Below are 22712 nucleotides of genomic sequence, written 5' to 3'. Positions count from 1 at the left end.
GGCCGGCCTACAGCGGCTCAGCCGGCAAGCAGGTCGTTGTGCGCGGCGCGCAGCCGGGCCAGCGTCGGGTCGCTGCCGGGGATGACGCGCCGGTCCAGCTCAGCCCACGCCTCGGCCAGCGCCGCGCGGACGGCACCCAGCTCGGCTGCGTGCCGCTGACTGCTGCGCCGGTGCTGCTCGTCGAGCCGACGGGCCCAGCCGGCGGTGACCGTGGCGAGCCGGTCGGCGTCGGCGCGGGCCTGCGCACCGCTGCGGGCAGCGGCGGCCGGGACGATGGCGGCGATCGGACGGGGATCGCCGTCGCGGGTGACGACGGTGACCGCGTCGGTCAGCTCGGCCAGCGCGACAAGCTGACTGAACCGGGTGCGCGCCTCGCGCAGCGGCACGGAGCGCGGCGGGTCGGGGTGCGGGGTGAGCGCGGGGACGGCCATGGATGCATGGTGCCGCCCGGGTACGACAGAACCCTGCCGTCGTCAGTGGACGGTGGGCTACCGGGCGGCCGGCCCGGCCAGCCACTCGTCGGCCAGCACCGACCAGACCTCAAGGTCGATCCGCCCGTTCGGGCGCGGGTACACCTGGCGGAGAGTGCCGTCGTGGCGCAGGCCGAGCCGGCGGGCGAGCGCGATGCTGCGGGCGTTCTCGGCGTTGGTGCGCCACTCCACCCGCTGGATGCCGCGCTCGCGTACGGCCCAGTCGACGATTCGGCGGATCGCCGGTGCGACCATGCCGCGCCCCTGCACCGCCGGCTCCACCCAACAGCCCACCTCGCAGACGCCCAGCGCCACGTCGAACGACACGAACATCACCCCGCCGACCAGCGTGCCGCGCCACCACAGCCCCCAGATGCCACCGGAGTCGGTGGCCCAGCGGTCGGCGTACCGCTGGAGCACCGCCCGGGCCGAGGGCAGGTCGGTGGCGACGAACGACGGCGACACCCAGGGCTGGATGTGTTCCCGGGCCCGGTCCAGGTGGGCGAGGAACTCCTCGGCCCGCCACGGGTCGAGCGGGCGCAGCTCGACCTCCTCGGTCAGCGGCAGGGCGAACATGGAACCTCCACGGGGTACGGGCCGACGTCGGGTAGCAGGCTCCCACAGGCCCGGTGGGCCCGGCAGGCCGGAGGCCCGCTCAGATGATCATGTGTGTCCAGTAGCTGAGCCAGAGTACGAACAGCGCGCCCTGCACCAGGGCGAGGGCCGCGGTCAGCCACACGTCGACGGTGGCGCGGCGCGCCCAGCGGGTCAGCACCAGGGCCACCGGGAACGCGGCGAGCAGGTAGCGCAGCAGGCTCTTGTAGACCGGCGGGCCCATCGACAGCGGCACCAGCACCATGAGTACGCCGTAGACCAGGTAGGCCAGCTCCCGGCGGCGGAACCCCGCGACCAGCACGGCCAGCACGGCCACGGCGAACCAGACCCGGGCGGCGTCGCGCGTCTCCCCGGCCAACCCACCCAACAGCACCGGCACCGGGTTCTGCACCTCGATCCCCCACCCTTCCTGCTGGGCGTGCTGGTAGGCGAACCAGTCCCCACCACGCCACCGACAGAACGCCATGAAGGTGAACCAGCCGGCGGGCAGCAGCAACAGCGGCCAGCCGATCCGCAGGTATCCGAGCAGGGCGCGCGGGCCGAGCCGCCAGTCGTGCTGGCGGAGCAGCACCAGGGCCAGCGGCAGCGCGACGAGCAGGCCGACCGACCGGCTCATCGCCAGGAAGTAGCCGAGCACGCCGACCAGCAGCCAGCGGCGCCGCTCCGCGTAGTAGAACGAGGCCAGCGCGAGGCAGACGAAGAGCGACTCGGTCAGCGCGGCCTGGAACAGGAACGCGGTTGGCAGCAGCACCAGGTACCGGGTGAACCGGCGAGCCGCGTCCGGATCGCCGAGCAGCAGCTCGGCCAGCCGGTAGCCGTACCAGAGGGCCAGCAGGAACGCGACGTTGCTGATCAGCAGCAGGGCCAGCGCGTTGTCGCCGCCGAGCAGCGCGCCGACCGGCCGGGCCAGGAACGGGTAGAGCAACGGGAAGCCGAAGTCCGCCCACGGCCCGGTCAGCGGCAGCTGGCTCAGCCGCAGGTAGAGCAGCGCGTCCCAGGCGAACCAGAAGGAGATCCACCGGTGCCCGGAAACGTCCCGCTGCTCCGCCCACATCAACGCCTCGTCCGGCGGCGGTGCGCCGGGGATGCCGTCCCAGGCGTGCAGGACCAGCAATCCGACCAGGGTGAGCAGCAGCTTCGCGCCGAGGAAGAGGCCGAGCAGGTAGGGCCAGGGCGACGGCACCCGGCGGGCCAGCCGCGTCCCGGCCCGGGCCGCCCCGGCCAGGCCGGCGGCCAGCGCCGTCGCGCGCCCCCGGCCGCTCCGCCACCGGCGCATCCGCCCCGCTCCCCCGGTCCGCCCCAGACTCACCCGCCGCGGGGGTGTCGCCCCTCCCGTTGTACGCCGCCGCGCGCCCCGCCGGAGCGGAAACCGCCGTGACCCGCGCCGCCGCGAGAGTGAAGTCCGGCGCAGAACGGGTACGCGCCGCGCCTCAACCACAGCGGGTGAGCAGGGAGCGCGGGGGCATGGGCGAGCAGCACGGCACGGTGGTCATCGGTGCGGGGCCGGCTGGACTCACGGCTGCGTACGAGCTGCTCCGGCACGGGCTGCCGGTACAGGTGTTCGAGGCGGACGAGGTGGTCGGCGGGATCAGCCGGACCGTGGAGCGCGACGGGTGGCGCTTCGACATCGGCGGGCACCGGTTCTTCACCAAGGTGCCCCGGGTGGAGGCGTTCTGGCACGAGATCCTGCCGGACGAGGACTTCCTCACCCGGCCCCGGATGAGCCGGATCTACTACCGGGGCGCGCTGTTCAACTACCCGCTGAGCGCGGCGAACGCGCTGCGCAACCTCGGGCTGCCGGAGGCCGCCCGCTGCCTGGGCTCGTACGCCCGTGCCCGGCTGCGCCCGCCGCGGGACCAGTCGCACTTCGAGGGCTGGGTGTCGGCCCGGTTCGGCTGGCGGCTGTACTCAATCTTCTTCAAGACGTACACCGAGAAGGTCTGGGGGATGCCGGCGGACCGGCTGCAGGCGGACTGGGCCGCGCAGCGGATCAAGAACTTGTCGCTGGCCAAGGCGATCCGCAACGCGGTGCTGCCCCGGCGGTACCGCACGGACGTGACCAGTCTGATCGAGCAGTTCCAGTACCCGAAGTACGGACCGGGGATGATGTGGGAACGCTGCGCCGAGCAGGTGCGCGACCGTGGCGGGGAGGTGTCGACCGGCACCTGGGTCACCGCGGTGCACCGCGACCCGCGGCGACGGCGGGCGATCAGCGTGACGGTCAACGGCCCGGGCGGGCAACGCACCACACCGGCCGACCACGTGGTCTCGTCGATGCCGATCTCGGAGTTGGTGGCGGCGCTGCGCCCGGAGCCGCCGCCGGAGGTGCTGGCCTGCGCCGCCGACCTGCGCTACCGCGACTTCCTGACGGTCGCGCTGGTGGTGCCGGCCGAGTTCTCGTTCCCGGACAACTGGATCTACGTGCACGACCAGGGCGTGCGGGTGGGCCGGATCCAGAACTTCGGCTCCTGGTCGCCGTACCTGGTCAAGGACGGCCGCACCTGCCTGGGCCTGGAGTACTTCGTCTTCGAGGACGACGAGATGTGGCGTACCCCGGACGCCGACCTGGTGGCGCTGGCCACCGCGGAGCTGGAGCGGCTGGGGTTGGCCCGGCCCGGCGTGGTGGAGGCCGGCTACGTGGTGCGGATGCCGAAGGCGTACCCGGTGTACGACGAGCGCTACCAGCACAACGTGGACGTGATCCGGGCCTGGCTGGCCGAGGCGGTGCCGAACGTTCACCCGGTGGGGCGCAACGGCATGCACCGCTACAACAACCAGGACCACTCGATGCTGACCGCCATGCTCACCGCGGAGAACATCGCCACCGGCAGCGCGCATGACGTCTGGTCGGTGAACGTGGAGCAGGACTACCACGAGCAGTCCACCGGCGGCGACCGGCGGCGGGGCACGGGCCGGGACGCGCCGGTGCTGCCGAGCCGGATCATCACTGCCCCGGTCACGGTTCCTGGGGGCATCGGCGCCACCGGGGACGGCGAGCGGCAGGGGCAGGTGCCGCTGGGCTGACAGCGGTGGCGGTGCCTGGGGAGATCAGGTCAGGAAAACGCTTACCTTAAGGACTATTGACGGTTATCACTGGCTGTCAGTACCGTGATTCGGGCAGCAAGAAAGAGCCCGGCGGGACGCTCGCCCTCGCGGCCAGCCCGGGCAGCGGCACGGCGCCGCTGACCACCACCCTGACCGCGACCGCGACGGCGCCGTCCGGGCAGAGCATCACCGACTACGCGTGGGACTTCGGCGACAACAGCGCCGTCACGCACGGTGCGACGCTGCGGTCGACCGGCCACGGCTATCCGCGCAAGGGGACCTTCACCGCCCGGGTGACGGTCACCTACACCAGTGGGGAGACCCGCTCGGCCAACCTGACCATCACGGTCAACTGACCATGGTGACCGGCGGGCGGGGGAACCATCCCGCCCGCCGGTCACCGTCGGTACGCGCAGACCGGCTTGCGTCGGTCAGCCACCCGGGGTGGTTCGCCCGTCAGACGGATTCGAGTTCGTGGTGTTCCGGGTCGCCGCCCGCGGCCTCGTCGCGCTCGCGGGCCGCGACGGCCTCGCGCTGGGCACGGATGTTCTTGTTGCGGAAGGTGAGCAGGATGGCCTGGGCGTACAGGAAGATGCCGATCAGGATGCTGGCGGCGGCGATCGTAAGCCCCCAGCCGCGTGGCAGGTACATCGCCAGGAACCAGGACTGCACGTCGGTGCCGGTGAGGATGAACATGAGCGGCACCAGGCCCTGAGGGAACAGCAGGATCGATCCGCCGGCCAAGCAGAGGCCGAAGATCGCCGCGTCGCGCCTGGGCATCTCGATCTTGGTGCCGTCCGACGCCGCCGCCCGGCCCGCTGCCGTGTTCCGGCCGGTACGCATGATGTGCAGCATGTCCGCGCCCTTAGCGTTGAGCTGGCGGGCCGCCACCGAGCCCAGCCACCAGGCGAGCGCGATGCCGGTCGCCAGGCTGATCGGTCCGCCGGCCCACAGCAGCACGGGCAGGTCGAACCGATCGCCGAGGATCACGGCGGTGAGCGCCGGGGCGACCGGGATCAGGCCGATCCAGAACAGCACATTGGACTGGCCGGTGGTGTCGGCGTGTTCGAGCGGGTTGTCCGGGCGCTTGTGGGCGTCGGGACCGGGCACCATCGCGGCCACCGAGGCGTAGACGATCAGGCCGGCACCGCCGCCGAGCAGCGCCGGCACGGTGGCGGCGACCCACGGCCAGGCCCAGGTGTAGCCGCTCCAGATGGTGAAGCCGATGCTGAGGGCGATCGAGATCGGGCCGAACAGAGCCAGGTAGGCCCACTGCCGGCCACGTACGTCCGCACGTTGGGTGCCGGTCGTGATGGTCTGCCAGAGTGCCGTGCCGTCCTGGCTGTACAGGTTGCAGGCCGAGGTGATGGCGAACAGCGCGACCGCCGGGCCGGCCCACGGCAGCAGCGCCTTCGCATCGAAGGTGAGGGGCAGCAGCGCGGTGAGCAGCGCCCAGACGATCGGCACGGTGGCCGTGGTGGTCCGCTGTGGGTCACGCCACCAGGTGCGCAGCTCCTTGCGGAAGGCCGCGCCGGTCGGGCCGGCGAACGGGCCGCCGGTCGGCACGGGAACGTGGCTGGTGCCGCGGATGGTGACCCGGGAGCGGCGTGGTGTGCCGAGGGTGGCCGCCCAGATCAGCAGGAGCAGCCCGATGAGTACGGCCAGGCCGGCGAGCGCGCCGAGGACCAGCAGCCAGTCACCGTGGTCGGCGGCGTCGACGGCGACCACGCCCCAGCTCGACGGAATCCAGCGCAGCGTGGTGGAGAACGTGGACGAGAAGCCGGTGGAGAGCACGTCCGAGTAGATGACCGCGACGATGACCATCCAGCCGGACTGAGACAGGACGATCATGGCGGCGAACAGCACGCCGGTGATCGCGGCGCCGACCCGGGAGGTGGCGACAAAACCGAAGAGGGCGTACGCGACGCGCGACAGCAGCACCACGAACACGAGTTCCCCGGCAGCGGCCGGCACGGCGATCAGGGCCGGCACCACTCCCCGGTGTGCCGCGTACGTGATCAGGCTGAGGAAGGCCAGAGCCGTGACCGCCGTGGTGATACCGACGAAGGCGGCGCCGAGCAGGCCGACGGCGAGTTTGCGGCGCGGCACCGGAAGCAGCGCGAAATGGTCGGCGCGCAGCACGGCCGAACCGCCCCACAACGGGCCGACCACCCAGCCCAGCATCCACGTCACCCAGACGCAGGCGAGCAGATCGCCCAGCACGCCCGGCTCGGCGATGTCGACGAACGTCAGCCAGATCGTGGCCGCGGCGAACAGCAGCCCGAAGATGCCGCCGGTGACCATCCAGGCGGCCTTGCCGCCGCTCATGGAGTTCCGGATGATCGCCAGCTTCATCCGGATCAGGACGCCAGCCAAGACAGGCCCCTCCCGGCGTGCTCGTCGCCACCGACCAGCCGGACGAAGGTCTGCTCCAGCGTCTGCTCACCGCGGACCTCGGCCAGCGGCCCGTCCGCGACGACCCGACCCTTGGCCATGACGGCGACCGTGTCGCACAGCTGCTCGACCAGCGCCATGACGTGGCTGGACAACACCACCGAGCCGCCCGACTCGACGAACCGTACGAGGATTGCCTTTAGCGCGGCCGCGGACACCGGGTCGACCGCCTCGAACGGCTCGTCCAGCACCAGCAGTCGCGGCCCGTGCAGCAGCGCGGTGGCCAGGCCGATCTTCTTACGCATGCCGGTCGAGTAGTCCACCACGAGGGTGGTCTCGGCCTCGTGGAGCTCCATCACGTCGAGCAGCTCATCAATGCGCTCGGCGAGCACGGCCGGTTCGATCCCGCGTAGCTGCCCGATGAACGTGAGCAGCTCCCGGCCGGTGAGCCGTTCGGGCATCGCCAGCCCGTCGGGCAGGACGCCCATCATCGTCCGCGCCTGCACCGGGTCTTTCCAGACTTCTACGCCGAACACCTCGGAGCTGCCCTCATCGGGGCGCAGCAGGCCGACCGCCATGGACAGCGCGGTGGTCTTGCCGGCGCCGTTCGGGCCGACGAGGCCGAAGAACGATCCCTGCGGCACGGTCAGATCGACGTGGTTGACCGCGATGTTCGCGCCGAACGCCTTGTGCAGACCGGTCAGGCGCAACGCCGGTGGCCTGCCATCCACGTCGGATCGATCCGTTACAGGGTCCTGCGTGGCCTCTGCTGCCATGGAAGCCCCCGTGGATGTCTGTTTGATACGACCGGCATCAGTCTGCCCGAGACGGCGTACCAGCGGAATGGACGCACCCTGACGGTGGACGGTGGGCGGTGGTCGGCCGCCGCGGCCGAATCTGATCATCTAGTATCAGCGGCCGGTACGGCGTACGACATGGGGGTTGGGTTGCATGTGGCCGTTCACGAAGCGGTCAAAGGATCCGGTCCTGGACCCGACCTTTGGTGACCCGCACCGGAAGGCCCTGATCCGGGCGCTGGAGAAGCGCAACTGGAAGTTCGCCCGGGAACTGCTCACCATGGCGGCCGATCCGGACGAGATGGCCTTCCTCATGGAAGCCGTCGGCAGGGTCGATGGGATCCAGGACTGGATCGGCGACTGGATCGACGCCGAGCCTGAGTCAACTCTGCCCGTGCTGGTGGCAGGCTGTCACGCCGTGTACTGGGCGTGGGACGCACGCGGCGGCAAGCGGGCGAAATACACCACTGCTGACCAGTTCAAGGGTTTCCATGAGCGGTTGCACTACGCCGAGACGTTGTTGCAGAGGGTCCTCACCCGCGAACCCGACAACGTGACCGCGCGGGCATGGCTGGTCACCAGTGCCCGAGGCCTGGGCATTGGGGCGGTGGAGGCCCGGCAGCGCTTCGAGGCGGTGACTCGACTGCACCCGGGGCACGTGGTCGCGCACGAGCAGCGGTTGCAGTACCTGTGTGCGAAATGGTCCGGCAGTCACGAGGAGATGTTCGACTTCGCGCGGGGCGCCGCAACGGCGGCCGGACCGAACAGCCTCCTGCACGAACTGGTGGCCGTCGCCCACGTCGAGAAGTGGGACGCCTCTGAACGAGAGGAGGGCAACGAGTACATCGTCTCCGACGAGGTCCGTGCCGAACTTCTCGCCGCGGCGGACAATTCGATCTTCCACCCGGATTACATCCCCGCCGGCCCCGGCTGGGCACCCCGGGTGGCGGTGTTCGCGATGGCCTTCGAACTGGCCGACGAGTTCGACGCGGCGTGGCATGCATTCGCGCTGCTGGACGGGTTGGTCACCGAGTGGCCGTGGCAGATCCTCGGCGACCCCGTCGAGAAGTTCACCGCCTCCCGCGACTATGTGACCGCGAACCGTAGCTGACGTTCCAGGCGGCGGCCGAGGCCTACCGCAACCGTCCGTTGGTTAGATCAGTCCGGAGTCAGCGGCGTCGCCGCCACGCCAGGGTGAGCAACGCGGCGACAGCCAGCCCGAGCAGCGGGGCGACGCCCACCCCGACGAGCGTGCAGGCGACCGCCAGCAGCGCCGGGGGCACCCAGCACCAGCCGGGCACGGTCCGTGGGGTGCACCCCCGCCGACGGGCCGCCGCCTCCACGGCCATCGGCACCACCAGCACCGGCAGCGCGGCGGCCAGCAGGGTCAGCCAGGGCAGCACGAGGCGGTCGAAGCGCGCCACCGCCAGCACCCCGCCGAGCACCGCGATGGCGAGCATCGCCGTGCGGGCCGGCACTCGCGGCGCCAGGCCGCGCACCGCCAGCGCCCCGGAGTACGTCGTGGTCAGCGCCGCCGCGAAGACCGCCACCGCGACGAACAGATTGGCGTACGCGGCCAGCCCCGACCCGGCGGCGAGCAGCGCGACCACGTCCGCCGAGCCGGTCCGCAGCCACAGGCCGGCGCCGGCGAGCACCCCGAGCAGCGCCGGCCCGACCAGTAGCCCCACGCACCAGGCCAGGTCCCGCCGCCGGGCCAGGCCGACGCTGAAGTCCGGCGCGCGCAGCGCGAAGACCGCCGCGTAGCCGATCAGCGCGGCGGCGTCGGAGAGCCCGCCGGCGGCGAGGCGGACCGGTGCGCCCGGTGGTGGCAGCGCGGTCAGGCACCAGACGACCAGCACCACCGCGCTGAGGGTGGTGAGCACTGCGATCCGATTGCCGAGCCGGGCCGGCGCCCAGGAGACGGCGAGGACCGCCACCTCCAGCAGCACCGGTCCGGCCCAGCCAGGCAGGTGCGTCAACGCGGCCAGCGAAGCGCCTCCGAGCCCGACGTTGAACCCGTTCCAACCGACCATCGACACGGCCAGCACCGCCGCCAACAGCAGCCGCGACGTGGTGCCCAGGTACGCCGGCAGCACCGCGGTCAGCGTCCCGCCGTCGCCCAGCGGCCGGCGCAGACCGATCCGGCCCTGCCCCCAGAGCAGGGCCGCCATCAGCACCCCGCCGACCAGCAGCCCGGCCACCGGCACGGTGCCGCCGTGCCGGGCGGCCATCGCCGCACCGAGCACCAGGGTGGCCGGCGCGGTGCCGATGCCCAGCCAGCCACCGACGGCCGCCGGCCACCGCCGTTCAGGAGCCTCAGACAACGTGGTGCAGGTAGCCGGCAATGGCCGCGTCCAGCACCTCCGCGCCCGGCCGCGCCCACACCTGCGCGGAGAAGACCTCCACCTCGATCGGGCCGAGGTAGCCGGCCGCGTCCACCGCCTCGCGCAGTCGGCGCAACTCGATGCACCCCTCGCCGGGCAGCGCCCGACCGAGCAGCACCCCCTCCGGCAGCGGCGTCACCCAGTCACAGACCTGGAACGCGGCGATCCGCGCGCCGGCCCGGTCGATCTGGGCGTACACCGTGTCGTCCCACCAGACGTGGTACGCGTCCACGACCACACCGACCACCGCCGGGTCGAACCGCTCGGCGATGTCCAGCGCCTGGCCGAGGGTGGCGATCACACACCGGTCGGCAGCGAACATCGGGTGCAGCGGCTCGATCGCCAGCCGGACGCCGGCTGCCGCCGCGTGCGGGGCCAACTCCCCGATCGCTTCGGCGACCCGGCGGCGGGCGCCGTCGATGTCCCGGCTGCCCGCCGGCAGGCCGCCGGAGACCAGGACCAGCTCCGGGGCGCCCAGGGTGGCCGCCTCCTCGATGGCCCGCAGGTTCTCCGCCCGCCAGTCGTCGGCCTGGAAGAAACCACCCCGGCACAGCGAGGTCACGGTGAGGCCGGCGTCGCGGACCAGCTTCGCCGAGCGGGCCAGCCCGTGCTCGGCCACCGGCTCCCGCCACAGCCCGACGCCCGGCACACCGGCCGCCACGCAGCCGGCCACCACCTCGGGCAGCGGCCAGTGCTGCGCGGTGGCCTGATTGAACGAGAACCGCGCAAGGCTCATTGCGCCACTCCGGCGACGGTGAACAGCGCCCGGGCTCGAGCGGCGGCCAGCTCGGCGTCGGGCAGCAACCCGGCGGCGTCGGCCAGGGTGAGCAGGGTGGCCAGGTGCGCCGGGGACCGGCCGGACTGCGCGCCGCCGACCATGGTGAAGTGCTCCTGGTGCCCGGCCAGCCAGGCCAGGAACACGATCCCCGTCTTGTAGTGCCAGGTCGGTGCCGCGAACAGGTGCCGGGCCAGCGGCACGGTCGGCCTGAAGATCTCGTCGTACGCCGCCAGGTCCCCCCGGTCCAGCGCGCCCAGCGCGGCGGCGGCGGCCGGCGCGATGGCCGCGAACACCCCGAGCAGCGCGTCGGAGTGGCCCACCTCGTCGCCCCGGATCAGCTCCGGGTAGTGGAAGTCGTCGCCGGTGTAGAGCCGCACCCCGGCCGGCAGACGGCGACGCAGCGCCACCTCCCGCCCGGCGTCCAGCAGCGACACCTTGATGCCGTCCACTTTGGACTGATGCGCCTTGATCAGCTCAACGACCGTGTCGGCGGCCAGGTCCAGATCGACCGCACCCCAGTAGCCGGTCAGCGCCGGGTCGAACATCGGACCCAGCCAGTGCAGCACCACCGGCTCCTCGGCGGCGGACAACAGCTCGTCGTACACCTGGAGGTAGTCCTCCGGGCCGCGCGCCGCGGCGGCCAGGTGCCGGCTGCACATCAGCACCGGCCGGGCGCCGGCCGCGCGTACGTCGTCGAGCTGCTCCCGGTACGCCGCGGTGACCTCGGCCAGGGTGGCCGGGCCGACCGGCAGCTGGTCGGTGCCGACTCCTGCGACGATCCGCCCGCCCACCGCGCGGGCCTCGGCGGCGCTGCGGCGGATCAGCTCCCGGGTGGCCGGGTAGTCCAATCCCATCCCCCGCTGGGCGGTGTCCATCGCCTCGGCGACCCCCAGCCCGTACGACCAGAGATGCCGCCGGAAGGCGAGAGTGGTGTCCCAGTCCACCGCCGCCGGCGCGCCTGGCACGTTCTCCGCGCCGGGATCGGCCACCACGTGCGCGGCGGCGTACGCGATCCGGCTGGTCGCCGCTGCCGCCGGGCGGGTGAAGCCGCTCCCCCCGGCCAGCCGGTACCGCCGTCCCCCGGGCAGCACCACCTGGGCCGTCACGGGTTGAGCTCCGGCACCTCGACGCGGACACCGTCGCGGGCCGAGCGCAACCCCAGCTCGGCGAGCTGCACGCCGCGCGCCCCGGCCAGGAAGTCCCAGCGGAACGGCTCACCGGTCACGACGTGCCGCAGGAACCCCTCCCACTGCACCTTGAAGCCGTTGTCGAACTCCTCGTTGTCGGGCACCTCGGTCCACTGGGCCCGGAAGTCCTCGGTGACCGGCAGATCCGGGTTCCACACCGGCTTCGGGGTGACCGCCCGGTGCTGCACCCGGCAGCGGCGCAGCCCGGCCACCGCGCTGCCCTCGGTCCCGTCGACCTGGAACTCCACCAGCTCGTCGCGGAACACCCGCACGCACCAGGACGAGTTGAGCTGCGCGATGATCCCGCCGTCCAGCTCGAAGATGCCGTACGCGGCGTCGTCGGCGGTGGCCGGGTAACTGCGGCCGTCCTCGTCGACGCGCTCGGGCACGTGGGTGGCGGTCACGCAGGAGACGGCATTGACCCGGCCGAACAGCTCCTCCAGCACGTAGTGCCAGTGCGGGAACATGTCCACCGTGATGCCGCCGCCGTCCTCGGCCCGGTAGTTCCAGGACGGACGCTGGGCCGGCTGCCAGTCGCCCTCGAATACCCAGTAGCCGAACTCGCCGCGCACCGAGAGGATCCGGCCGAAGAAGCCGCCGTCGATGAGCCGCTTGAGCTTGCGCAGCCCGGGCAGGAAGAGCTTGTCCTGCACCACCCCGGTCCGTACCCCGGCAGCGTCCGCGGCCCGGGCCAGGTCGAGCGCGACGGCGGTGTCCTCAGCGAGGGGCTTCTCCGTGTAGATGTGCTTGCCGGCCTCGATCGCCTGCCGGATCGCCTTCTCCCGCTGCTGGGTGACCTGGGCGTCGAAGTAGATCTCGACGTCGTCGCGGGCCAGCGCCGAGGTCAGGTCGGTGGTCCAGTCGGTCAGCCCGTGCCGCTCGGCGAGCTCCCGGAGCTTCGTCTCGTTGCGCCCGACCAGGACCGGTTCCGGCCAGATGGTCGTGCCGTCGGCCAACGTCAGGCCGCCGGACTCGCGGATGGCCAGCAGCGAGCGGACGAGGTGCTGCCGGTAGCCCATCCTTCCGGTCACGCCGTTGACGATGATGCCGATCGACCTGCGGGTCATGGTGTTCCTTCCGTCGTACTGGTCGTGCCGATCCACGTTCAGTGGTTGGCGGCCGCGCTGCCGAGCAACCCGCGCAGGTCGGTGGCGAGCCGGTCGAAGCGCGGATCCGACATCACCTGCGCGTAGTCGCGGTGCGCCGGCAGCTCGACCGGGAAGGTGCGGATGATCCGGCCGGGGCGGGCGCTCATCACCACGACCCGGGTGCCGAGGAACACCGCCTCGGCGATGGAGTGGGTGACCAGCACCACGGTCGTGCCGGTCTCCCGCCAGATCCGGTGCAACTCGGCGTTCATCTGTTCCCGGGTCAGGGCGTCCAGGGCACCGAACGGCTCGTCCATGAGCAGCACCGGCGGCGAGTGCAGCAGCGCTCGGCAGAGCGCCACCCGCTGCTGCATGCCGCCGGACAGCTCGTGCGGCAGCGCCTTCTCGAAGCCGGTCAGGCCGGTCATCTCGATCAACTCGTCCGCCCGGCGGGCCGCCTGCGCCCGGTCCATGCCGCGCATCTCGGCTTGGAGCAGGATGTTGGCCCGCGCGCCGCGCCACTCCAGCAGCGCGGCCTTCTGGAAGACGAAGCCGATCTCCTTCTGCGGGCCGCGTACCGGGCGGTCCAGCAGCGACACCTCGCCGCTGGTCGGCCGGACCAGCCCGGCGACGATCTTCAGCAGGGTGGACTTGCCGCAGCCGGACGGACCGACGATGGTGACGAACTCTCCCGGTTCGATGTCCAGCGACACGTCGTCCAGGGCGGTGGTCTGCGACCGCCGGGAGCTGAACCGGACGGTCAACCCGGCCATCCCGATGGCGGTGCCGGTGCGTGCCGGCGCGGCGGTCACCGGGTCACCCCTGGGCCGCGTACGAGGCGTCCCAGTATGCGTTGGGCGCGCCCGGGTCCTTCAGCTCCGCGTAGCGGGCCATCAGGTCGATGGTCTCGGTCCACTGGGCCTCGGTGTTCACCCCGGGCGGGCCGTCGGCGCCGATCAGCGGCAGGTTGAGGGCGAGTTGCTTGGTGAGCACCTCGGCCGGGGGCTCGTTCTCGGCCAGGGCGGTCATCGCGCTCACCGCGCCAGCGGGGTCCCGAGCAGCGTCAGCCCAGGACTTCTGGGTGGCCCGGACGAACTTGCGGGCCAACTCCGGGTCCTTCTGCAGGGTCTGGGTGTTGGCGATCAGGCCGGTGCCGAGCAGGTTCATCCCGTAGTCGGCGAAGAGCAGCACGTCGACCTTCTTGCTCGTCCGGTTCTCGATGGTGGGGGCCTGGTCGTGGAAGAAGCCCATGATGGCGTCGACCTTGCCCTCGGCCAGGGCGGCGATCTTGCCGGCGGCGTCCACGTTGACCACCTTGACGTCGCTCTGCTTGAGGCCGTTCTTCTCCAGCCAGGCCGGGAAGGTCGCGTAGAGGGCGTCGCCGGGGGTGCCGCCGACGGTCTTGCCCTTGAGGTCGGCCGGGGACTTGATGTTCTCCTCCGCGAAGAACTCCACCGAGGAGGGGCCCTTCTCCAGGTACGCGCCGAGGCTACGGACCGGCATGCCGGTGGCCACCGACTTGAGCAGCACCGGGCTGTCCGCCCAGCCGAAGTCGGTCTGCTTCTGGGCGACCTGCTTGATGGTGTTGCCCGAGCCGTTGCCCGGGAGGATCTTCAGCTCGATGCCCTCGGCGGCGTAGTAGCCCTTCTGGAGCCCGTAGTAGAACGGGGCGTGCTCGCCGTAGGGCACCCAGTTGAGGGTGAGCGTGACCTCCTTGTTGCCGCCGGCGCCGGTGGTGCCGGAGGAGTCGTCCCCTCCGCAGCCGGTGGCGGCGAGCAGCAGGGCGGCGGTGGCCAGGATGGTGGTGGCGGTGCGCTTCATCGGTTTTCCTCCGTGATGGGGTCGGTCAGGAGGTGGTGAGCGGCACGCCGGCCCGACGGCTGGCATGCCAGGGAATGAGCAGCGCCTCGGCGATCTCGACCAGGACGAACAGGACGATGCCGATGGCGGACATCAGGATCAGGTCGGCGAACAGCAGCGGGGCGTCGAGGTTGCCGTTGGCCAGCAACAGGACGTAGCCGAGCCCTTCGCTGGCGCCGACGAACTCGCCGACCACGGCGCCGACCACCGCGAGGGTGACCGCCACCTTGAGGCCGGCCATCAGGTGTGGCAGCGCGTTCGGGAAACGGATCTTGCGGAAGGTGCGCCACGGCCCGGCACCCATCGTGGCGGCGAGGTCGAGCAGCTCCGGGTCGGTGGAGCGCAGCCCGGCCACTCCGGAGATGACCACCGGGAAGAACGCGATGAGCACGGCCAGGATGATCTTCGGGGTGAAGCCGAGGCCGAACCAGACCACCAGCAGCGGCGCGATGGCGATCTTCGGAATGACCTGTGCGAACAGGACGATCGGGTAGAGCGCCTTGTCCAGGGTGCGCGAGTAGGCGATGGCGACCGCGGTGGCCAGCCCCAGCGCTGCGGCCAGCACGAACCCGACCACCGTCTCGTAGAGCGTGACCATGGTGTGCCGGGCCAGCTCGGACCACTGCTCGGTCATCGTGGTCCAGACCTGGACGGGAGTGGGCACCAGGTAGTTGGGCACGTACTCCCGGGCGGCGACGAACCACCAGACGGCGAAGAACGCCGCCAGCACCAGCGCCGGACGCCAGAGCGAGTCGGCGAGGACCAGCGCCCGCCGGCCGATCGTCGGTCGTGGCGGTCGGCCACCGACACCGGGTGGTGGACCGGCCACCATGGACGATCCGGAGCCGCCGGCCGGCTGGGCGGCCGCCGGTGTGGCGGATTCACCGGCCGCCGTCGCGGCGGCGGCGGCCTTCCGGCCCGCCGTGTCCAGAGCGTTCTCGGTCACGCGGAACCTCCTCGGGGCCCGGCACAACAGCCGCGGAACGGGCCGGTCGGCAGATCAGGCAAACGCTTTCCTGGAGCGTAGGCGGCCCCTCGACGGCAGGCAAGGCCTTTCCTCGATCTGTTTCCACCGCACCTGCGCCGAGGCCACGCACCCGGCCCAACAACCATCCCTAGTGGACGGTCAAGCCGTGGCCGGATAGGTGTCGAGCAATCCGCACATGCCCAGCCGGCCCTGCTCGATCGGCTCGTTCACCGCGTACACCCCGGCCTGGCCCAGGTGCCCGGGATCTCCCCGATCGAGGGCGTCGAGCTGCTCGCCGGTGCCGGCGGCGGCCCGGCCCGCGCCGGCCGCCCACCGCTCTCGCCACCGCGCCAGCAGCGGCCGGCGCAGCGCCAGAGCAGCGGAATGGAACGCCGTCAGCGCCGGCGGCCCGCCGCTCCGCAGCGCCTGGAAGCCGGTCACCGCCAGATCCCGCCGGCGATACGCCGCGCTCACGTCGGCACCCGGCGCTCCCCCGCCCGGCAGCTCCGCTGCGGCGGCGTACGCGGCCGGGTCGGCCACCACCTCGGGCGGGAATGTGAGCACCGCGTCGCCGGCCTCGGGCAGGCCGCTGTTCTGCATCAGCACCACAATGGTCAGCCCACCGCCGTTGACCAGGCGGTGCACGGTGCCCGGCTCGAACCAGACCACCGCCCCCGGCCGCAGCGGGGTCTCCTGGTAGCCGGCGGCGGTGAGGGTCTGGACCGCGCCCTCGCCGCCGGTCACCACGTACCCCTCGGTGCAGCAGAGGTGCACGTGCGGGGTGCCGCCGACCACGCCGTCCGGCGCGACGGTGTCGTAGACGCGCAGCCGGGAGACCCCGATCCCGCCGGGCAGCGGCGCCGACCGGTCAGACACCGGCGCACCCGCCGGTGTCATGCGCCCCCGGCAGCACGGTGAGGTCGTCGAGTGGAAGCACCGCGAAGCGATCGGACACGGCCGGACCTCCCTGCGGGAAAGGGCTTTCTCTGCGGTACCGTGACGCTAGCCGGCACGACGAAACGCCGTCAACAGATCGAGGGGACGGGCCATGGCGACCCTGTCTGACGTGGCGCGTCGCGCGGGCGTCTCGCCCGCCACCGCCTCCCGCGTGATCAACGGCAGCAGCAAGCCGGTCACCGACGAGTTGCGCGAGCGGGTGCTGGCCGCCGTCGCCGAGTTGCAGTACGTCCCGAACGCACACGCCCAACTGCTGGCCCGCTCGCACCGCAGCGCGGTCGGCGTGATCGTGCACGACGTCTCCGACCCGTACTTCGCCGAGATCACCCGCGGGCTGCAACGGGTGGCCACAGACCGGGGCCGGCTGCTGATGATCTGCAACAGCTACCGGGACCCGGACCGCGAGTTGGAGTACGTGGAGCTGCTGCGGGGCCACCAGGTGGCGGCGCTGATCCTGGCCGGCTCCGGCTACCACGACGACGCGTTCACGCGGCAGCTCAACGAGAAGCTCGCCGCATACGAGGCGACCGGCGGACGGGTCGCGGTGATCGGCCGGCACGAGCACTCCGGCGACGCGGTGATGCCCGACAACCGGGCCGGTGGCTACCTGGCCGGGCGGGAGCTGTGCGACCTTGGGCACCGGGCCATCGGCGTGGTGGCCGGCCCGCGCATCCTCACCACCACCACCGACCGACTGGCCGGGTTCCGGCAGGCCCTGGCCGAGCAGGGCCGCGAGCTGCCCGAGCGGCGGATCCGGTACGCCGAGTTCGACCGCGACGGTGGCGCCGAGGCCACCGCCCGGCTGCTCGACGCCGATCCGGAGCTGACCGCGATCGTGGCGCTCAACGACTCGATGGCCATCGGCGCGCTCGCCACGCTGCGGGCCCGCTCGATGGCGGTGCCGCAGCGGGTCTCGGTGGTGGGCTTCGACGACATGCCGATCGCCCGGGACGTGACCCCGGCGTTGACCACCGTACGGCTGCCGCTGGTCGACATGGGAGTCCGCGCGATGTCCCTGGTGCTCGGCGCCGAGGCGCCGGAGCCCCGCGTCGAGGTGCTCCCCGCCGAGCTGGTCCGGCGGGACACCGCGGGCCCGGCCCCACAGCCCAAGCGGGACGCCGCAGGCTTGGCGCCACGCACTCGGCGGGGTGGTCGGACGCCCGGACGCACCTCGGAATAACGAATTGTCCGGGGCTCGTCCGGGGCTTAACCTCCCCCGGTGCTGATTCGGGAGTTCGTCGACCAGGACTGGTCGCAGGTGTGGCCGATCATCGAGGAGGTGATCCGGGCACAGGAGACCTTTCCCTACGATCCCGCGATGACCGCCGAGCAGTCGTACGGTATGTGGGCCGAGGCGGCGCCGGGGCGGACCGTCGTGGCGGTGGACGGCGAGCGGGTGCTCGGCACCGCGAAGATGGGCACCAACCGGCCCGGGCCGGGCGCGCACGTGTCCACCGCGAGCTTCATGGTCGCCGCCGATGCCCGGGGCCGGGGCGTGGGCACCGCGCTGTGCCGCGACGCGCTGGCCTGGGCCCGCCAGCAGGGGTACGCCGGCATGCAGTTCAACGCCGTGGTGGAGAGCAACCGGTCGGCGGTGGAGCTGTACCGGCGGGAGGGGTTCGACGTGGTCGGCACGGTGCCGGGCGCGTTCCGCCACCCCGCCCTCGGCCGGGTCGGCCTCCACGTCATGTACCAGGAGTTCTGACCGGACCGGCGGGTGCGGCGGAACAACCGCCGCCGGGTGCGTGGCACTGCTGCGTGCCTGTCGAGCTGCCCCAGATGTGGGGCAGGCGGTTCCCGGCCAACGGTGCCGGCGGTGCGGGCTGGTCCACCCCCGGCCTGCGGTCACTTCCACCCCGGCCTGCGGTCGCTTCCAACCCGGCCCGCGGTCACTCGAACTCGCCGGTCCCGTCAGAGGCAGCGCGCGACGGCATTGCTGCCCCATTTCTGGGGCAGCTCGACAGGCAACCAGGGTGGAGTAGACGAGCGGGCGCAGCTGGGACCGCGACGGGTACGTGCTCGGCCGGCGGTTGGCGCGGGGCGGACGGGGGCAGCGGGACGGGATCCGGCTCGTGCCGCAGCGCGGGGCGGACAGGGGCAGCGGGACGGGATCCGGCTCGTGCCGCAGCGCGGGACCGATCGGCTCGAAGGACGACCGGGGTGGAGCCGCGGCTAACCGGCCTCCCCCACCGGGATGGCGACGGGCGACCGACGTGGCTCCGCGCCGGCCCGGCGGATCGGGCTGAACAGGCCGCCGACCGCGACCAGCAGGCAGCCCGTCCCCGCGACGAGGGCGACCGTCGGGACGCCGTACCGGGCGGCGGCCCAGGTCAGCGCGACTGCGCCGGCCGGCCCGAGGGCGTAGTGCGTGCTCCAGAAGGCCGAGGTGACCCGGCCGAGTAGGTGGTCGGGGGTGATCTCCTGACGAAGCGACATCGAACAGATCCCGCCCACGCTGAGGCAGCACAGGTAGACCGCGGTCAGCACGGTGACCGTCGGCACGGTGGTCGCGAGGCCGACGCCCGCGAGGGCCAGACCGCAGACGCAGTGCGCGCTGATCCAGGTCACGCCGAAGCCGCGTCGGCGGCGCAACGGCGCCACCAGTAGCGCCCCGACGACCGTGCCGAGCGCCGCCAGGCCGAGCACCGTGCCGACGGTCCGGTCGGAACCGCCGAGGTCGTGCTTGACGTGGTAGACGAGCACGTCGGTGAAGCCGTAGGTGAGGAAGATGAACACCGACAGCAGCACGGTCAGCGACCGCAGCACCGGCTGGCGCCACAGGAACCGCGCCCCGGCCAGGAACTCGGCCAGCGGCCGCTCCCGGCCTACCGGAGCGAAGCCGTCGGGCTGGGCGGGCCGCAGCCGGATCATCCGGAGGCCGGCAGCGGAGAGAGCGAAGCTCGCCGCGTTGACGGCGATCGCCGTCGCCGGGCCGAACCGGGCCGACACCACGCCGGCGAGCAGCGGCCCGAGCACGGCCGCCGCCGCGTAGGTCGCCTGCAACCGCCCGTTGGCCTCGGTGATCCGGTCCCGGTCGACCAGGTTGCGGACCGCGGTCACCGCGGCGACCTGGAACACCATCCCGGCGGCCTCGCAGATCGGCAGCACCACGAAGAGCAACCAGACCTGCGGACCGGCGAGCCAAGCCAGCGGCACCAGGCCATAGAGCACCAGCCGGGCCACATCCGCCACGATCATCAGGGTGCGCCGATCGTACCGGTCGACCAGCACCCCACCGAAGATCCCGGCGGCGACGGACGCTGCGCCGGCCACGGCCGTGAGCAGGCCCATCTGGGTGATCGACCCGGTCGCCTGGAGCACCAGCAACGGCACCGCGAGGTAGGCGAACGAGTCGCCGGCCGCGGAGAGCGACTGCGCGACCCAGTACGTGCCAAAGGTGCGATCCCGCCACAGTGGGGTCCGGCCACCGCCGGCAGGTCGACTCATCTCGCCGAGGGTAGTGCGCGCGGTCGCCCCGTTCGGACCGCCAGGCGATCGCGTGCCATCGATAGGGTGTGCCGCTGCTGGTTGATTGGCTAAGCGATCCTATGTACTACTTTCTCGGTCATGTCGTTGCTGCGTCTGGGTTCGGCTGCGGAGTACATCGGTGTGCATCCTGTGACTTTGCGTCGGTGGGCGGATGAGGGTCGTGTGGCGGTGACGTGGGTGGGTCGGGAACGTCGGTTCGACTCTGCGTTGCTGGACGTGTTCGTGGGTCGTGGTGAGGCGGAACGGCCGCGGCGTGAGGCGTTGTATGTGCGGGTGTCGGGTGCGACGGGTCAGGAGTCGTCGCTGGTGGCCCAGGAGGCGGAGCTGAGGGCTACGGCTGCCGGCGAGGTGGTGGCGATGTTCAGGGACAGGGCGTCTGGGCTGCGGGAGAACCGGCCGGGTCTGATGCGGTTGTTGAAGGCAGCGGCGGCGGGCGAGTTCACGGTGGTGAGAGTGACCCACAGCGACCGGCTGGCCCGGTTCGGCACCGCCTGGTTGAGCGCACTGCTTGCCCGTGACGGGGTGAGCGTCGAGGTGCTGTATTCGAAGGGTTCGGCCGGTGGGATCGAGGAACTGTTAGACGACTTTATGTCCCTGGTGGCAACGTTCGCTGGCCGGATGTACGGGATTCGGTCGCGTGAGGCCAAGCGCCGGCTGCTGGCAGCCGCGGGTGAGGGCGTGGGGTAGTGGCTGGCTCCTGGCTGACGTCGACCGCGACGTGCACGGCGTACCGGGCGGTGTGCGGCGGTACGCCCGACGCGCCGGGTGTGCGGGTGCCGGTGGCGGGGCGGGTGTTTGCCGAGCGGGTGGGGTGGCTGGCGGACCTGGTGCGGGGCATGGCCGATCAGGTGATCGCCGTGCATTGGTCGGATGCGGATCTTGCGGTGCTTGCGGGTGGGGTCGGCGTTGATGGGCGGCGTCTGCCGGCGAGTGGGTGGATGGCGTTGCGCCGGCTCGGCTGGGGTGCGGTGGCGGCGGCGGGTGTGGTGGTGTCGGACCGGGTTCGTCGCATCGCCGAGGAGGAAGCCGCCCGGGCTCTGCGTCTGGGATGTCACCGTCGCGCGGTCGTTGCCGCGCTGCTGGCGACGTGGCCGGCCGATCCATTCGCCCGGACCGATGGCGAATGGTCGGCGTTGCGGGCGGCGCTACCCGAAGGATGCGATACCGCGACGATCCGCAACCGCACCCGGCAGATCGCCGGATACCTTGGCGTGCATGGGCGGCTGCCCGCGGACGTGTGTGAGTTGGAGGGTCCGCCGGTTGTGGCGCGGCAGGTGAGCCTGGCCGCGGCCGACCGGCAACAGGTCGTCGTCGACCGGGTCGACGACCGCATGGTGCGGGTGTGCTCGCAGCTTCCGACATGTGCGGGTCCGGTCTCGTACCGTGACTGGGTGTGGCATGCCTTCGACGTGGTGCTGCCGGTGATCGTGCCCGCCGGGGTGAAGGTGTGTACTCCGACGGTGCGGCCCCGCGATGGCAGAGTTCGTGTCGACCTGCCGTGGCGGGCCCCGCACACGCCGCCGCCGGTAGACGGGCACACGCGGGGGCTGGGTGTCGACTGGGGGGTGAACACCCTGCTGACCGCCACCGTGGCCGACCTCGAGGGCGGCTCCGTCGTCGTGGACGGGCGTCCGTTGCGGTTCGACGCGACCGGCGTGTCGGCGAAACTGGTGCGACTACGCCGCCACCGCGAACGCCTGCGCACCAAAGCCGACCACCTGACTCGGCTGCGGGACGGCCGGCCCGCCGACGCCCCCGCCGACTCGGCCCTGGCTGGCAAGCTTGCCTGCTTGGAGGCTGAACATGCGGCGGTGTGCGCCCGGATCCGGCACCTCAACCACGCGGTAGCCTGGTCGGCGGCGCGGTGGCTCGTCGACCATGCGACCGCGGCCGGCGCCACCGTCGTCTACGTCGAGAACCTTGCCACCCTCGAGGCGGGTGGCCGGTCGCGCAGCCTCAACCGGCGACTGTCCGGTGCGGTACGCGGCGCCGTGTTCACCGCCGTCGCCCACCTCGCCGCGAAAGCCGGTATCGCAGTCGTGACTGTGCCGGCGCGTGGTACGTCGTCGGGCTGTCCCCGCTGCGGTGCTGCGGTCACGCATGTCAAGGCACCGGACCAGTGCGTGGCCGGGTACCGGTGGGCCACCTGCTCGTGTGGCCTGTCACTGGACCGCGACCACGCCGCCGCGCAACGCATCGCCGCCCGAGGCCTGGCCAACCAGAGCAAAACCCGCCGCGACCGTAGCGGCCAGGCCGCGATCCGCACAGCCACCGACACACCCGTGCGGCGCCGGGCGCGTCGACCAACCCCAGCCGTGACAACCAGGCCGGTGCGGAACCGACGCAAAACAGCACCCACCCCGAAGCAGACCCGACCTGCAACTGCCAAAACCTCACGCCTGCTGCCCTCGCGACGGCAGGTTCCCGCCCCGACAGAACCCCCACCGGGGACTGGCGGCAAGCGTCCGGCGGGACGGACACCCCAGGAGACCAACCCGCCAGGGCCGGTCCGCCAGGTGCCGCACACGGCTTCCACCACCACCGCCCCGCGACACCCACACCGGGTCCGCAGGGCAACCCTCGGCCGCGGCTTCCACCGCCACGTACACGCCACCCCCATCACCAACCGGGACGGCGGCACCGGCACGATGTCCGCCTCGCTGAGGATCACATAGGAAACC

General features: G+C 72.2%; 21 protein-coding genes. 7 read left to right on the top strand and 14 right to left on the bottom strand.

Annotation, left to right across the window (positions count from 1 at the left end; translation table 11 throughout):
- Positions 1-17 precede the first annotated feature (17 nt).
- From OG990_RS08990 to OG990_RS08980, 3 genes are all read right to left on the bottom strand, one after another.
- Positions 18-431 (bottom strand): type II toxin-antitoxin system Phd/YefM family antitoxin, encoded by a 414-nt coding sequence (locus OG990_RS08990; RefSeq protein WP_406079802.1) that lies wholly within the window; start codon positions 429-431, stop codon positions 18-20.
- Positions 432-488: 57 nt separating this feature from the next.
- On the bottom strand, positions 489-1046 hold the full coding sequence (locus OG990_RS08985) for a GNAT family N-acetyltransferase (RefSeq protein WP_406079800.1): 558 nt from the start codon (positions 1044-1046) through the stop codon (positions 489-491).
- Between the two features lie 79 nt (positions 1047-1125).
- The gene (locus tag OG990_RS08980) at positions 1126-2361 is read right to left on the bottom strand and encodes a hypothetical protein (RefSeq protein ID WP_386982310.1); all 1236 of its coding nucleotides are present in this window, start codon (positions 2359-2361) and stop codon (positions 1126-1128) included.
- A 188-nt stretch (positions 2362-2549) separates the two neighbouring features.
- Between OG990_RS08980 and OG990_RS08975 the strand changes: the two genes are divergently transcribed.
- Both OG990_RS08975 and OG990_RS08970 read left to right on the top strand, forming a co-directional pair.
- Positions 2550-4109: an NAD(P)/FAD-dependent oxidoreductase gene (locus tag OG990_RS08975; RefSeq protein ID WP_406079798.1), complete on the top strand. Its 1560-nt coding sequence runs from the start codon at positions 2550-2552 to the stop codon at positions 4107-4109.
- Positions 4110-4165: 56 nt separating this feature from the next.
- Positions 4166-4486, top strand: coding sequence for a PKD domain-containing protein (locus OG990_RS08970; RefSeq protein WP_386982314.1), 321 nt, complete (start codon positions 4166-4168; stop codon positions 4484-4486).
- A 100-nt stretch (positions 4487-4586) separates the two neighbouring features.
- Here OG990_RS08970 and OG990_RS08965 read toward each other — a convergent pair whose 3' ends face one another.
- Complete coding sequence (locus tag OG990_RS08965; RefSeq protein WP_406079797.1) at positions 4587-6506, bottom strand: hypothetical protein; 1920 nt, start codon at positions 6504-6506, stop codon at positions 4587-4589.
- A complete protein-coding gene (locus OG990_RS08960) occupies positions 6491-7300 on the bottom strand; it encodes an ABC transporter ATP-binding protein (protein WP_406079795.1) in 810 nt (269 codons plus the stop codon). The genes OG990_RS08965 and OG990_RS08960 overlap by 16 nt, the downstream gene beginning before the upstream one ends.
- Positions 7301-7475: 175 nt before the next feature.
- Between OG990_RS08960 and OG990_RS08955 the strand changes: the two genes are divergently transcribed.
- On the top strand, positions 7476-8432 hold the full coding sequence (locus OG990_RS08955) for a DUF4034 domain-containing protein (RefSeq protein ID WP_406079793.1): 957 nt from the start codon (positions 7476-7478) through the stop codon (positions 8430-8432).
- Between the two features lie 58 nt (positions 8433-8490).
- Here OG990_RS08955 and OG990_RS08950 read toward each other — a convergent pair whose 3' ends face one another.
- The 8 genes from OG990_RS08950 to OG990_RS08915 form a co-directional block, all read right to left on the bottom strand.
- Complete coding sequence (locus OG990_RS08950; RefSeq protein ID WP_406079791.1) at positions 8491-9645, bottom strand: hypothetical protein; 1155 nt, start codon at positions 9643-9645, stop codon at positions 8491-8493.
- Positions 9638-10441 carry a sugar phosphate isomerase/epimerase family protein gene (locus OG990_RS08945; protein ID WP_406079789.1) on the bottom strand — a complete coding sequence of 268 codons (804 nt, stop codon included), beginning with the start codon at positions 10439-10441 and terminating at the stop codon, positions 9638-9640. The genes OG990_RS08950 and OG990_RS08945 overlap by 8 nt, the downstream gene beginning before the upstream one ends.
- On the bottom strand, positions 10438-11589 hold the full coding sequence (locus tag OG990_RS08940; RefSeq protein ID WP_406079787.1) for a dihydrodipicolinate synthase family protein: 1152 nt from the start codon (positions 11587-11589) through the stop codon (positions 10438-10440). Before OG990_RS08940 ends, OG990_RS08945 begins: the two co-directional genes overlap by 4 nt.
- On the bottom strand, positions 11586-12737 hold the full coding sequence (locus OG990_RS08935; protein WP_406079786.1) for a Gfo/Idh/MocA family protein: 1152 nt from the start codon (positions 12735-12737) through the stop codon (positions 11586-11588). Before OG990_RS08935 ends, OG990_RS08940 begins: the two co-directional genes overlap by 4 nt.
- 38 nt (positions 12738-12775) lie before the next feature.
- Positions 12776-13531, bottom strand: coding sequence for an ABC transporter ATP-binding protein (locus OG990_RS08930; protein WP_386984587.1), 756 nt, complete (start codon positions 13529-13531; stop codon positions 12776-12778).
- 43 nt (positions 13532-13574) lie between these two features.
- Entirely contained in the window at positions 13575-14579 is a 1005-nt protein-coding gene (locus tag OG990_RS08925) for an ABC transporter substrate-binding protein (RefSeq protein ID WP_355607039.1), read from the bottom strand.
- Between the two features lie 25 nt (positions 14580-14604).
- On the bottom strand, positions 14605-15564 hold the full coding sequence (locus OG990_RS08920) for an ABC transporter permease (protein ID WP_406079783.1): 960 nt from the start codon (positions 15562-15564) through the stop codon (positions 14605-14607).
- Positions 15565-15744: 180 nt separating this feature from the next.
- Complete coding sequence (locus OG990_RS08915; protein ID WP_406079782.1) at positions 15745-16461, bottom strand: cupin domain-containing protein; 717 nt, start codon at positions 16459-16461, stop codon at positions 15745-15747.
- 172 nt (positions 16462-16633) lie between these two features.
- On the opposite strand from OG990_RS08915, the gene OG990_RS08910 reads away from it, so the two are divergent.
- Both OG990_RS08910 and OG990_RS08905 read left to right on the top strand, forming a co-directional pair.
- A complete protein-coding gene (locus OG990_RS08910; RefSeq protein ID WP_386982337.1) occupies positions 16634-17722 on the top strand; it encodes a LacI family DNA-binding transcriptional regulator in 1089 nt (362 codons plus the stop codon).
- A gap of 39 nt (positions 17723-17761) precedes the next feature.
- Positions 17762-18247 (top strand): GNAT family N-acetyltransferase, encoded by a 486-nt coding sequence (locus OG990_RS08905; protein WP_328416126.1) that lies wholly within the window; start codon positions 17762-17764, stop codon positions 18245-18247.
- A gap of 467 nt (positions 18248-18714) precedes the next feature.
- On the opposite strand, the gene OG990_RS08900 is transcribed toward OG990_RS08905, so the two are convergent.
- On the bottom strand, positions 18715-19989 hold the full coding sequence (locus tag OG990_RS08900) for an MFS transporter (RefSeq protein WP_328416124.1): 1275 nt from the start codon (positions 19987-19989) through the stop codon (positions 18715-18717).
- Positions 19990-20109: 120 nt separating this feature from the next.
- On the opposite strand from OG990_RS08900, the gene OG990_RS08895 reads away from it, so the two are divergent.
- A complete protein-coding gene (locus OG990_RS08895) occupies positions 20110-20718 on the top strand; it encodes an IS607 family transposase (RefSeq protein ID WP_406079779.1) in 609 nt (202 codons plus the stop codon).
- Complete coding sequence (locus OG990_RS08890) at positions 20718-22706, top strand: zinc ribbon domain-containing protein (RefSeq protein ID WP_406079778.1); 1989 nt, start codon at positions 20718-20720, stop codon at positions 22704-22706. Before OG990_RS08895 ends, OG990_RS08890 begins: the two co-directional genes overlap by 1 nt.
- Positions 22707-22712 lie beyond the last annotated feature (6 nt).

It is taken from the genome of Micromonospora sp. NBC_00858 (assembly GCF_045207365.1).
Classification (GTDB): Bacteria; Actinomycetota; Actinomycetes; order Mycobacteriales; family Micromonosporaceae; genus Micromonospora.
Note: the sequence above shows the minus strand (reverse complement) of the source record. Positions and strands in the feature narration are given on the sequence as shown.